Raw genomic sequence first — 13,167 nt, forward strand, 5'->3', positions numbered from 1 at the left:
GTGCTGACGCTGGCGACGCTGGCCAACCCACACCGTCTGCGGGTGGTGGCGATGCTGGCCGGCGGGCGAAAGTACGTGAGCCAGTTGGCTCGGGACATGGGGATCAGCCGCGCGCTTCTCCAGGTCCACCTGAAGAAGCTGGAGGCCGCGGGACTGGTGTCGGCGCAGCTGGAGATCTCACCTGATGGGAAAGCGATGAAGTTCTACGAGGTGACGCGGTTCTCGGTGCACCTGACACCGGAGGCGATCGCGGCCGTGGTACCGGAGCTGACCGGTGTCGACACGACCCGTGGGGACGGGGAGGGGACTGTCTGATGAAGGCCACCGACTATCAGACCGGTACCGACTGGCAGGAAGTGTTCGGCGTCATCGGCGTCTTCCTGCTGATCACCGTGGTACTCACGGTGATCGTCTGGCAGTTCGGCGCCAACTGGCGCGCGAAGGCCGTGCTGGCCCGCGAAGAGGAGTACCGCAAGCTGGCCGAGCAGTCGCTCGCGGCCCAGCAGGAGACGGAACGCCGCCTGGCCGACATGGACGGCCGCATGGCGTCGCTGGAGCGGATCCTCAAAGAAGTCGAGTAGACGCATAACTGGGTCGCCGAGCTGCAACTCGGCGACCCAGTGCCCGGAAGGCATGTCCCTCGCCGCTGGGCGAGTTTTCCCTGGATACGCTCCTCCTCGTTTAAGGAGAGCAGCTCATGCTGCGCAAAGGCAAGTCAGACCGCGGGCTGCCCGCAGAAGAAGAGCGGCCGGACGCATCGCGGGCCCTGGACCCGGTGGGACCTGCTCGCGGGGTCGTGGAGACCGTCGCCGGATGGTCGGTCCGGCACAAGGGCCTCGCCATTGCGGGCTGGCTCGCGCTGGTGATCGTCGCCATCCTCTCCAGCGCGCTGATCAGCGGCTCCGACGCCCGGTCCACCGATCCCGGTGAGGCGGGCCGGGCCCAGCAGATCGTGCGCACCGAGGACAGCGGTGACTCGATCCGCGAGAACGTGCTGTTCCAGTCGCGCGAGGCGGACGGCCCCAAGTTCACCGAGAGCAGCCGGCTGCAGAGCGCCGCCAAGGACCTGGTGTCCAAGCTGCGCGGCGCGGACGCCGGGGTGCGGGACATCGGCTCGCCGCTCGGCGACAACGGCGAGCGATGGCTGTCCGACGACGGCCGGTCGGGCCTGGTGACCTTCGAACTCGGCGGACCGCTGGAGAAACAGAAGGAGTACTACGCCAAGGTCGTCAGCCTGCTGAAGCAGGTACAGGACAGCAACCCGGACCTGCGGATCGTGCCGGCCGGCGACCGCAGCCTGAACGCCGTGGTCGACGACGCGATCAAGGACGACTTCAAGAAGTCCGAGGTCACCTCGCTGCCCCTCACCCTGGTGATCCTGCTCGTCGTGTTCGGTTCGCTGATCGCCGCCGGTATTCCGCTTCTGCTCTCCGCGACCGCGGTGATCGGCACCTTCGGACTGCTGCAGACCGTCGGGCACTTCGTACCGGTCAACAGCGCCGCCTCCTCCATCGTGCTGCTCATCGGCATGGCGGTCGGCATCGACTACTCGCTGTTCTACCTGCGCAGGGAGCGGGAGGAACGGCTGGCGGGACATGACACCCGGGACGCGCTCGCGATCACGGCCCGCACCTCGGGCCGCGCCGTGGTGGTCTCCGGCCTCACCGTGATGGTGTGCGTGCTCGGCCTGCTGTTCTCCGGACTCGATGTCTTCAAGGGCCTGACCGCCGGCACCGTGATCGTCGTGGGCATGACGGTGCTCGGCTCCGTCACCGTGCTGCCCGCGACGCTCGCCGCCCTGGGGCACCGGATTGACAAGGCCCGCATCCCCTGGCTCGGCCGGCGCCGGACCGCGGCGCGCGAGTCGCGCATCTGGTCCTCGGTGGCCCGCACCGTGGTACGGCGCCCCGCGCTGACGGGCGGCGTCGCCGCCCTGGTCCTGCTGCTCGTGGCGCTGCCCGCGTTCGGGATGCGGCTCCAGGACCCGGCCACGACCGACAGCCTGCCGCGCAGCGTCGCCCAGGTGGACTCCGCGGTACGCATGAACGACGCGTTCCCGGGTGCCGCGAGCCCGGCCCGGGTGGCGATCGCCGCCGACGACGGCTCGAGCGCCGACACCCCCGCCCTGCGTACGGCCATCGACGGCCTGCACCGGGAGGCCGCCACGGCCGGCAGCGGAATCGCCGAGCCGATCACCTGGGTTTCCGTCGGCGACGTGGTGGTGGTGCGCGTACCGCTCGTCGGCAAGGGCACCGACGACACCTCCAACGCGTCCCTGGAGAAGCTGAGGGACAAGGTGCTGCCCGCCACCCTCGGCCAGGTGCAGGGCATCGACTACGCGGTCGGCGGCAAGACGGCGACGCCGTACGACTTCGCCCACCAGCTCAACGGCCGCGCCCCGGTGATCTTCGTCTTCATCCTCGCCCTGGCCTTCGTCCTGATGGTGGTGGCCTTCCGCTCCTGGGCTATCCCGCTGGTGTCGATCCTGCTCAACCTGCTCTCGATCGGCGCGGCGTACGGCGTCCTCACCTGGGTGTTCCAGGACGGGCATCTGGGGTCGCTGCTCGGCTTCACCTCCTACGGAGGTGTGGTCGCCTGGCTGCCGTTGTTCATGTTCGTCATCCTCTTCGGGCTGAGCATGGACTACCACATCTTCATCCTCAGCCGGATCAAGGAGCGCTGGGTGGGCGGTGCCGACGCGCGTGCCGCGGTCATCGGCGGAATCAGCAGCAGCGCGGGTGTGGTGAGCAGCGCGGCCGTGATCATGATCGGTGTGTTCACGGTCTTCGTCAGTCTCTCCGCCATCGAGTACAAGATGATGGGCGTCGGCATGGCGGTCGCCATCCTCGTCGACGCCACCGTCGTCCGCGGCGTCCTCCTGCCGGCCGCCATGACCCTGCTCGGCGACCGCGCCTGGTCGCCCCGGCCCGGCAAGAACGGCAGCCACGAAGGCTCCGCGGCGACATCCGCCGAGGCACGGACCCCCGAACCAGTACGTCCCGTCTAGCCAATCCCCCGTGGTCTTCCACTACATGGCCTTCGACGCCCGCCTGTTCGGCAGCGAACTGGCGGCCCTTTACGAAGCCCGCATCGACCTGTTCCGCCGGCTGCACCGATACAACACGCGACGCCGCCACTCCAGCCTCGGACAACGCAGTCCCATTGCCTACGAGACGGCACTCAACGCAACATCAACTACCTTGGTCCAAGCCGCGTAACCCGTGTCCGAGATTCCGGGTCAAGCCCCATCGAATGGTGCCCACCAGGTGTGCTCAGGGGATCGATTTGATACGTCCAGTGGTGGGCGGGCACCGTGTACGGCGTTGGCCATGTGCCGCGATCCGCAGATCAAGCGCCCATTCCGTGGGGACATCCCGGGGACTTTCAAGCCTGTCTCAGGGACTTTCCGCGGACTTTCCGCCGCGGAAGCAGGGAAGGCTCCGACAGCGCCGAAAGGAACAAACGCGCTGGTCAGGGCCCATTCCCCTAGCACTTTGATGATGTTCACCGCGAGCCCCCCGTGCCGTCTCCTGGTACTTGACGGAGTAGGGGGCGGCGGACGCGACAAGCCCATTGGCATGCGGGTTTGCCGGGATTTTCTTGATCGAACCGATCAGTGGGGTTTTCTCGGGGGATTTTCGGCCGGTGGCGGTCGGGGCTCCGTCGTTCGCGCGGTCGGCCCGATGTCGTCGGTTGGGTCCGGCACCCCAAGTCTGCGGAGGCGGGCGGTTCGTGACGGCGGCGGATGCGCGTGCAGGCGCCCGAGAGCGGTCATCGGATCCGCCGACAAGTCCTTCGGGGCGGGGGCACGTCAATCCTCCGGATCCCCGAACCAGCCGCGTTCCTGGGCCAGCAGGGCTATCTGGAAGCGGGTCCGTGCGCCCAGTTGTCTACCCAGATCGCTGATGTGGGTCTGAACGGTCCGGCGACTGAGCCGCAAGGCGCGCGCGATGGCATCGTCCTTCATTCCGGCGGACATCAGGCGAAGAATGTCCCGCGTCCGACTGTGGAGAGCGCCATCCTGTCTCTCGGCGCTCGCGGTGGACGAGGCGGCCCGGTTTTCCAGCGAGAGGGGCACCGCACGCTCCCATACGCTCTCGAAGAGGGCGGTCAGTACGTCCAGCAGTGTCGAGGAGTGCACGACAAGTGACCCCGCGGCAGGATCGTCCCGCCGCAGCGGCATGATCGCCGCGACGCCGTCGAAGATGACGAGTTTCATGGGCAGTCCGGGCACGAGCCGCAGCTCCCCTTCCGTAGCCTTGCCCCGGAGGGCCGTCTCCAGGCATCCGTCGTCCGCGATTCCGTCGCTGTCGTACACGGACCGGAGCCGGACGCCGGGACGGACCGTGGCGCCCGCCGCGGTGGAAGCGTCGGTAGGGGCGATCCGCGAGGTCACATACGGCGGCTTCGCGAAGTGCAGGACCTCCTGCCGACTGCTCCTCAGAAGGTGTGCATAGCGGGCGCCGACCTGTTCATCGCTCTCGACCACCTCGAAGAGGTCCGAGGCGATCTGCCGGCCCGGGGCCGTGCGATAGACCTCGTGGAGCTGTTCCGCGTACAGCTCTGCCCTGGCCAACTCCTGTCGTTTACGGGCGAGTAGGGCGCCCAGCGAGGAGCGGGGCGGGCTGGCGCTCCAGCGCGTGGGCCGTTCCCTGACGCGTACGGCCAGGAGTTCGGCCTCCAGGGACCGCAGGGCGGTCCGGGCCGCCGGGACCGGCACGCCGATCCCTGCCGCGACCGCGTCCTCGTCCGCGTCCGGATGGCCGACCAGGTATTCCAGTGCCTGCCGGGCGAGGGCGCCCAGGCCGGTGCCTGGCCACAACGCATCTAGGGAGGACACGTCCACCAGCGACTCCTCGGAAGATCGGAACGAGGTTCAGGCCGATGCTACGCAAGTGTGCAACTGCGCGGGCCCGCAGGCGGCGGATCTTGTCAGGCGAGGCTGCCGAGATCAGGATGATCGCAGGTCACCGGTGCGGTGATCTCCGTTCTGACCACATGTCCGGACCGACAACTCCCGTGGCCGCCGCAGAGCGTGCGCCCCGGTCCCAGGCCGCCGCAGCCGACTGGAAATCACTACCGTGCAGAAATAGGCCCCACGCTTCTTTGATTTTAGCGGCGGGGTTCCTTTGGCATGGGAATTAATTTCCGACCCGGATCGCAGTCCCCTTGTGCGGATTCGATCCAACGACATGTACATGTAACACGGCGTTTATTGTCAATTGCCCTTCGGGGTACGCCAATTGATGGTGGCGAATGCGACTTCACGTATCCGCCGTCGACCGGGAATCGCACACGAGTCGACCCTTGCAATGCAGACTGAGGAGTAACGTTTTGCGCCTCTCACCGAGAACCGGTTCAGCTTTACGCCGAAGAGCCGCCGCCTGCCTGACGGTCCTGAGTGCCGCCGCAATGACGGTCCTGGGCATGCAGATCCCGGCCCACGCGGCGCCCCCGTCCGTTGCCTCGGCGTCCTCGGCCAAGAAGAAGGTCGCCCTCGAACCCTCCTGTTCCACGCCCAAGAAGGGCGAGGCCGCCTGTTTCGCCCTGCGCCGCACCGACACCAAGGCCGTCAAGGGCCTGCTGGCCGCCTCCGTCAGCCCCAGCGGCTACGGCGCCGGGGACCTGCAGAGCGCCTACAGCCTTCCCGCGGACGGCGGTGCGGGCCAGACGATCGCCATCGTCGACGCCTATGACGACCCCAGCGCCGAGGCCGACCTGGCCGTCTACCGCGAGCAGTACGGGCTGCCCGCCTGTACCACGGCAAACGGCTGCTTCACCAAGGTCGACGAGCGCGGCGGCACCGACTACCCCGCGCCCGACTCCGGCTGGGCCGGCGAGATCTCACTCGACCTGGACATGGTCTCCGCGGCCGCGCCGAACGCGCACATCCTGCTCGTCGAGGCGGACCAGCCGAGCTTCGAGGACCTCGGGGCGGCTGTCGACCAGGCGGTCGCGCTCGGTGCCAAGTACGTCTCCAACTCCTACGGCACCAACTACAACAGCACCCCGGGCAGCGGCGAGACCCCGGACGAGACGACGTACGACGCCCATTACAACCACCCCGGTGTCGCTGTGGTCGCCTCCTCGGGTGACAGCGACTACGGGGTGGCCTACCCTGCCGTCTCCCCCTACGTGACCTCCGTCGGCGGCACCTCACTGGTCCGGGACTCCGGCACCGCACGCGGCTGGTCCGAGTCGGTCTGGAACCGCGATGGCCTGGGCCCGGGATCCGGCTGCTCCCTCTACGAGCCCAAGCCGGCCTTCCAGACGGACACCGGATGCGACAAGCGCACCGTCGCCGACGTCTCCGCCGTGGCCGACCCGGGCACCGGCGTCGCGGTCTACCAGACCTACGGCGGTGGCGGCTGGCAGGTGTACGGCGGCACCAGCGCCTCCTCACCGATCATCGCCGCTGTGTACGCGGACGCCGGGACCCCCGTCGCGGGTACGTACCCCAACTCCTACCCGTACGCCTCCGGTACCGGTCTCAATGACGTGACCACAGGCGACAACGGCACCTGCACCCCCGCGTACCTGTGCACCGCCGGTGCCGGCTACGACGGCCCGACCGGCCTGGGCACCCCCGACGGGCTGGCCGCGTTCCGCAGCGGCCCGCACGGGAAGCTCTCCGGCACCGTCACCGACGACAGCACCGGCAAGCCGGTCGCCGGAGCCACCGTCACCACCCAGGGCGGCGGCACCGCACACACCGCTGCCGACGGGACCTACTCGCTCGTCCTGCCGGTCGGCAGCTACGACATCACCGTCGAAGCCTACGGCTACGCCACCGGCACCGCCTCGGGCGTGTCCCTCGGTGACGGCGACGCCCTCACCAAGAACTTCGCCCTGACCCCGGTCCCCAGCCGGACGGTCTCCGGCAAGGTCACCGACGGCTCCGGCCACGGCTGGCCGCTCTACGCCAAGATCACCGCGGACGGCGTCCCCGGCGGCCCGGTGTGGACCGACCCGCTCACCGGCGCCTTCGACCTGAAGCTGCCCCAGGGCCACGACTACACCCTGCACGTAACCAGCGCCTATCCCGGCTACACGTCGCCCACCAAGAAGATCACCGTCGCGGACTCCGACCAGAGTCTGAACGTCGCGGTCCCGGTCGACCCGTGGGGGGCCACCGCGCCCACCGGTTACTCGGTGCACGACGAAGGCACCACCGAGACGTTCGACTCGACCGACTCCGCCCCGAAGGGCTGGAGCGTGGTCAACGCCGACGGGACGACCGGCGGCTGGGCCTTCGACGACCCGGGCTCACGCGGCAACACCACCGGCGGCGACGGCGGGTTCGCCGTCGTCGACAGCGACCACTACGGCAACGGCGCGCACCAGGACTCCCAACTGCTCAGCCCGGTATACGACTTCACCGACAACTCCGCACCCGAGATCGCCTTCGCCAATGACTACTCGGCCATCGGGGGCCAGAGCGCGGGCGTCGACGTGACCACCGACGGTGGTGCCACCTGGACCAGTCTCTGGTCCGCCACGGAGACCACCTTCGGCGCGCAGAAGGTCGAGCTCCCGCTGACCGACTACGCCGGCAAGGCATCGGTCCAGCTGCGCTTCCACTTCACCGGCTCGTTCGGCTGGTGGTGGAAGGTCGACAACGTTTTCGTCGGCGAGCGCCACGTCACGCCCCTGCCCGGCGGTCTGCTCACCGGCACCGTGACGGATGCCAACACCGCCACGGGCCTGGTCGGCGCCACCGTGACGAACAAGGACGACGACAAGCAGAGCACCGTCACCCTCGCCACTCCCGACGACCCCGCTCTGGGCGACGGTGTCTACGCCCTGTTCTCCTCCCTCGGCAGCCACGGCTTCACCGCGGCGAAGCCGCACTACACCGGCCTCGACAAGACGGTGAAGGTGGCGGCCGACAGTGCGGTCGGCGCGGACTTCGCACTCGGTGCCGGGCAGCTGACGCTCGACAAGACCTCGCTCACCGCGTCGGTCGGCTGGGGCCAGCAGACCACCCAGACCCTGACCGTCAAGAACACCGGCACGGCGGCCGCCACCGTCAAACTGGGGGAACAGTCCGGCGGGTTCAGCATCGAGTCCGCGGGCGGCGCCCCGCTGAAACTGGTCAAGGGCACCTACTCCCCGCTGTCGAGCAAGGCCGCCGCGACCGCCGCGGGCACCACCGCCAAGGTGGCTCCCGGAGCCGCCGGTGACGCCTGGCAGGCGGCCCCCGACCTGCCGGTCAAGCTGATGGACAACGCTGTCGCCACCAACGACGGGAAGGTCTACTCCGCCTTCGGTTTCAACGGCAGCGCCGACACCAAGGACATGTACGTCCTCGACCCGGTCGCCGGTACCTGGACCAAGCTGGCCGGCGCGGCGGACACCCGGGAGGATCCCGCCCACGGCTTCATCGACGGCAAGTTCTACGCCGTCGGCGGCTGGGGAGCCAGCGGCGACCCCGACTCCAAGTTGGAGATCTACGACCCGGCAAGCGACACCTGGACCACCGGCGCCGCCTCGCCCAAGCCCTACGCCGGCTCCGGCAACGCCGTGCTCGACGGCAAGCTCTACGTGGTCGGCGGCTGCGGGGCGGAATCCTGCGGCAGCACGGACGTCACCGTCTACGACCCGGCCGCCGACACCTGGTCCACGGTGGCCGACTACCCGGAGTCGATCTCCTGGAATTCCTGCGCCGGCATCAGCGGCAAGCTCTACTGCGCCGGCGGTCTGAACGGCAACAGCGAGGACAAGCACTCCTACGTCTACGACCCCGCCACCAACGCGTGGTCACAGGTCGCCGACCTGCCGATCACCCTCTGGGGCGCCGCCTACACCTCCGCCAACGGCCTGCTCGTCACCGCCAGTGGCGTCACCCAGAACAGCATCACCAACCAGGCCTTCGCCTTCGACCCGGAGGCCGGCACCTGGACCGCCCTCCCCAACACCGACACCGCCACCTACCGCGGTGGAGGCGCGCTCGGCTTCTTCAAGGTCGGGGGCGGCGTCGCGCTCGCGACCCCCGCAACGACGGTGGAGGTGCTGCCGGGCTACGACCAGGGAGGAACGGCCGACGTCAGCTGGCTCAGCGAGAGCGAGCAGCAGCTCACCCTCCAGCCCGGCAAGAGCTCGAAGGTGACGATCACCCTGGACGCCTCCGTGGCCGAGGTGACCCAGCCGGGAGCCTTCACCGCCCGGTTGACCGTCAGCTCCGACACCCCGTACGCCGTGCCCAGTCTCCCTGTGGAGATGGACGTCGCCCCGCCCAAAACCTGGGGCAAGATCACCGGCACCGTGCTGGGGGTCACCGCGAACGGCGGCACCGCGCCGATCGCCGGGGCCACCGTCCAGATCGACACCTGGGCCACGAGCTACACGCTGACGACGGACACCCACGGCGGGTACGCCCTGTGGCTCGACGTCCGCAACAACCCGCTCACCGTCATCGTCGCCAAGGACGGCTTCCAGCCGACCGTCGCGACGGTGAAGATCAAGAAGAAGTCCACCGTCACCAAGGACTTCACCCTCAAGAGAAAGTAGAGAACGACCGATAGCCGGGGTGGGACGCTCCCGAACAGGGGCGACCCACCCCGGCCTTCGGTACAGGGCCCGGCGCAAGGAGCGCGCTTCCGCGATGCGGTGCGCGGTCCTCAGCAAGCAGGGAAGGTCCCGACAGTACCGAAAGACAGGAACGTTCCGGTCAGGGCCCGTTTCCCTAACACTCGATGATGTCCACCGCGAGCCCCCCCGCGCGCCGTCTCCGAGTACTTGACGTACATGCGGACGGCTGTTGATCATGGTGTTGACCTCCAGTTTTGGCATGCTCGGAGTTGCCTTGGATCACGCCGGGGACTTTTTGGGACTTCCTGTCGAGAGCTGATTGCAACGTATCCCATGCCGCGCGAGACGCCTGCGGGTTCGAATCCCGAAGGCGGCTCTGAAAAAGCCCAGATCGCATAGCGGGTGACCTGGGATTTGGTCATTCTCTTGAATGGATTCTGGTCTAAACCACCTGCCCGTTCGGGCCTCCTGTGTGCTTTCAATATCTTTTTTCTTGTGTGTTCTACATGTAGCGATGAGGCCAAAGGGCGCAGACGCCTTCGTGGACGGCGTGCATCTCGGGCAGTACAAGTCTGGTAACGGTGGGTCTGGAAACGCGGAAACGTGTCAGAGTGGAGGAATGGGGCAGGAGAGGGTGCCTGTCATGTCCACATATTTCGAACCTTGCGGTTCGGTCACGGCACACTCCGTCTCCGTCGAGCGGCGGAGCGAGGAGTATGCGGACCTGTTTGACCAGGCCCCGGTGATCTTCGCTGCGCTCACTGGCCCCAGGCACCTGCTGGAGGCGGCGAACTCGGCGTTCTTCGAGACCGTCGGCTGCGACCGCGGCCGCGTCGGCGAGCCGCTCGCAGAGGTGGTTCCGGAACTGGTTCCGCAGGGCGTCCTCAACCGGCTCGATGAGGTCTACCGCACCGGCGTCGCGTACCGGGCCCGAGACGGGCGGCTCCTGCTGGGCGGGTCGGACAGACAGCGGGAAGGGTTCTTCGACTTCACCTACGAGCCCCGCCGCGACGCCGGCGGCCGGATAGACGGGGTCGTGGTGATCGCAGTCGAGACCACCGCGTACCACCACGCGCATCTCCTGGCGGCCGAGCAGCGAGTGCTGCTGGAGCAGATCGCACGCGACGCCCCGCTGCACGAGATCCTTGTCGGCATGACCACGGCGATCGAGGCGCTCTCCCCGGACGTGATCGTCTCGGTACTGCTCGTCGACGCCGACGGACAGCGCCTGCGGCACGGCGCCGCCCCGCGCCTGCCCGACTTCTACAACGAGGCGATCGACGGGACGCCCATCGCCGAGGGAGTCGGCTCGTGCGGCACGGCCGCCTACCGGCGTCGGCCGGTGATCGTCACCGACATCGCCACCGATCCCCTGTGGCAGGACTACCGCGAACTGGCGTCGCGGGCCGGGGTCGCGGCCTGCTGGTCCACTCCGATCCAGGACGCGGACGGCCGGGTGCTGGGCACCTTCGCGATGTACCACCGCACCCGAAGGGCTCCCACGGACAAGGACGTCGCGCTCAGCGCGGCGTTCACCCGCATTGCCGCGCTGGCCGTCGAACGCCACTCCGCGGTGGAGGCGAGTCACGCCGCTCAGGAGCGCGAGAGGGCAGCCCATGAGGATCTGGCCTTCCTGTTGGAAGCCAGTACCGCCATCGCGCACGAGAAACACTATGCCGACAGCCTGCAGCGCATGGCGCGGCTGACCGTTCCGGCTCTGGCGCCGTTGTGTTCCGTCCACGTCGTCGAGCGCGGCCAGGCGCAGCGCATCGCCGTCGCCGCGGCGGCCCGGGACGGAGAAGAGCTCCTCTCTTCCCGCGCACTGCGTGACGAGGTGGACGCCGTGGTTGCCCGCGTGCTGGCCTCCGGCACCACCGAGACCGCCCACACCGACGGCCGCTGCGCGCAGCTCGGTGTCACGGGTTATGTGTGCGTGCCACTGGCTACCCGGGGCCACGCCTTTGGCGCGCTGACCCTTCTGGCCACCGACCTTCCCCTGGACGACCGCACGATCGCCCTGGCGCAGGAACTCGGCCGCCGGGCCGCATCGAGTGCCGACAACGCTCACCAGTTCACCGACCGTGTCCGGCTGGCCCGCGATCTGCAGGCAGGTCTGCTGCCTCCCGAACTGCCGAGGATTCCCGGCGCCACCCTGGCGGCCTCGTACCGTCCGGCAGGTGAAGGACTCGACGTCGGTGGCGACTTCTACGACGTCTTCCCACTGGCCGACGACCGTTGGGTGCTCATGATCGGCGATGTGTCCGGGCGCGGCGCGCTGGCCGCCACGACCACCGGAATCGTCCGGCACACCGCACGCGCCGCCGCACGTCTTCTGAACGACCCGGCGGCGGTGGTCGCCGCCATCAACGACGCGTTGATGGCGAGCACCGCCGATGAGGACCAGTTCGTTTCGCTCACCTACGGTGAGCTGCGGCACACCTCGTCTCATCTCGCGCTGAATCTGATCCGAGCCGGCCACGTCCCGCCACTCGTGCGCCGCGCCGACGGCACGGTCGTGGAACTCGTCGAACCGGGCCTGCTGTTGGGCATCCGTCCCGACCCCGGAGTCTGTCCGTGCGGCATCGAACTGCACCCCGGCGACAGCCTGGTCCTGGTCACCGACGGCATTACCGAGGCTCGTTCGGCCGACGGTGAGTTCTTCGGCGAGGACCGCTTGGCCGACGGACTTGCCGCCGTCCGGACCACCACGCCCACCGCCGCCGTCCTCATGGAGTCCATCACCGCCGCAGTCACCGCGTTCGCGGGCGATGCCACCCTCGATGACGAGGCCGTACTGGTTGTCACCGCCACTTCATGATCCATGGGCGTCCGGGGCGACGTCGACGAGCTGCTTGTCTCCCCTGTCGTTGCTGGTCGAGGAGCCGTATCAGGTGCCGCTTGCGCTTCTGGCCGGACGCAGAGCATTGAGGTACGCGGTGTACTCGTCTTCGGTGCCCAGGCGGCGACAGCGGTCGCGCATACTCAGCAGCAGACGGGGCAGCTGCTCGTAGATGGCGTTGTCCATCTGTCTCATGAGCGGCTGGGCCGGGCGCGTAGGTAGACCGCAGGCACATCGGCAGGACGGACAGCGTGGGCCCGGTCGGCAAGGACGAGCACTGTCGGTCGTGGCCGCGCGTTTCGGTCGCGGCCTGCCGGGCAGCGTCGATGTCGCCGTCGTCGAGCAGGACATGACCAGGACCGGGCCGCCGTACCAGGACTGTTGTCGCTGCCCGGCGTCGGTGCGCAGCAGCACGAGCGCCAGCCTCCCCAACCCACCGGAACGGCGATGAACTGCCGTCCGTCGACGCTGTAGGCGGTTGGGCTGCTGTGGTGGCCGCTTCCTGTCTGGAACTGCCACAGCAGCTCCCCGGTGCGCGCGTCAAACGCGTCGAACTCTCCCGACGGTTCGCCGGTGAACACCAGGTCGCCGTGCGTGGCCAGCACCGACGCGCACATCGGCATCGCGCTCTGCCGCCGCCACACCTCCTCGCCCGTGGCGGCGGGGACGGCCTTCACGAATCCGGGCGATGTCCCGTCGGGTCGTCGAACGAGGCCGCCGTCAAGCGCAGAGATCGCCGGTGCCACAGGCGCATCGGCTGCCGGGAGCGGGGCAAGGGCATCCGGGCCACCCCGCTC

General features: G+C 68.6%; 8 protein-coding genes and 1 pseudogene. 6 read left to right on the forward strand and 3 right to left on the reverse strand.

Features of this window, described 5'->3' with window-relative positions; all coding sequences use genetic code 11:
- The 4 genes and pseudogenes from ACFY0P_RS38950 to ACFY0P_RS38965 all read left to right on the forward strand — a co-directional run.
- Positions 1 to 315 (forward strand): ArsR/SmtB family transcription factor, encoded by a 315-nt coding sequence (locus ACFY0P_RS38950; RefSeq protein ID WP_388924554.1) that lies wholly within the window; start codon positions 1 to 3, stop codon positions 313 to 315.
- On the forward strand, positions 315 to 581 hold the full coding sequence (locus tag ACFY0P_RS38955) for a hypothetical protein (RefSeq protein ID WP_388924557.1): 267 nt from the start codon (positions 315 to 317) through the stop codon (positions 579 to 581). The genes ACFY0P_RS38950 and ACFY0P_RS38955 overlap by 1 nt, the downstream gene beginning before the upstream one ends.
- 116 nt (positions 582 to 697) lie before the next feature.
- Positions 698 to 3,007 carry an MMPL family transporter gene (locus tag ACFY0P_RS38960; RefSeq protein ID WP_388924560.1) on the forward strand — a complete coding sequence of 770 codons (2,310 nt, stop codon included), beginning with the start codon at positions 698 to 700 and terminating at the stop codon, positions 3,005 to 3,007.
- Between the two features lie 73 nt (positions 3,008 to 3,080).
- A pseudogene (locus ACFY0P_RS38965) lies at positions 3,081 to 3,218 on the forward strand (IS3 family transposase); the annotation flags it as partial.
- 593 nt (positions 3,219 to 3,811) lie between these two features.
- Here the strand turns inward: ACFY0P_RS38965 and ACFY0P_RS38970 are convergent.
- Entirely contained in the window at positions 3,812 to 4,840 is a 1,029-nt protein-coding gene (locus tag ACFY0P_RS38970) for a LuxR C-terminal-related transcriptional regulator (RefSeq protein ID WP_388924563.1), read from the reverse strand.
- Positions 4,841 to 5,427: 587 nt separating this feature from the next.
- Between ACFY0P_RS38970 and ACFY0P_RS38975 the strand changes: the two genes are divergently transcribed.
- Complete coding sequence (locus ACFY0P_RS38975; RefSeq protein WP_388924566.1) at positions 5,428 to 9,510, forward strand: carboxypeptidase regulatory-like domain-containing protein; 4,083 nt, start codon at positions 5,428 to 5,430, stop codon at positions 9,508 to 9,510.
- 664 nt (positions 9,511 to 10,174) lie between these two features.
- On the forward strand, positions 10,175 to 12,349 hold the full coding sequence (locus ACFY0P_RS38980; protein WP_388924569.1) for a SpoIIE family protein phosphatase: 2,175 nt from the start codon (positions 10,175 to 10,177) through the stop codon (positions 12,347 to 12,349).
- Between the two features lie 69 nt (positions 12,350 to 12,418).
- On the opposite strand, the gene ACFY0P_RS38985 is transcribed toward ACFY0P_RS38980, so the two are convergent.
- Both ACFY0P_RS38985 and ACFY0P_RS38990 read right to left on the reverse strand, forming a co-directional pair.
- Complete coding sequence (locus ACFY0P_RS38985; RefSeq protein WP_388924572.1) at positions 12,419 to 12,556, reverse strand: hypothetical protein; 138 nt, start codon at positions 12,554 to 12,556, stop codon at positions 12,419 to 12,421.
- 5 nt (positions 12,557 to 12,561) lie between these two features.
- On the reverse strand, positions 12,562 to 13,116 hold the full coding sequence (locus ACFY0P_RS38990) for a PQQ-binding-like beta-propeller repeat protein (RefSeq protein WP_388924575.1): 555 nt from the start codon (positions 13,114 to 13,116) through the stop codon (positions 12,562 to 12,564).
- Between the last annotated feature and the right edge of the window lie 51 nt (positions 13,117 to 13,167).

This window comes from Streptomyces sp. NPDC001714, from assembly GCF_042892755.1.
GTDB lineage: Bacteria > Actinomycetota > Actinomycetes > Streptomycetales > Streptomycetaceae > Streptomyces.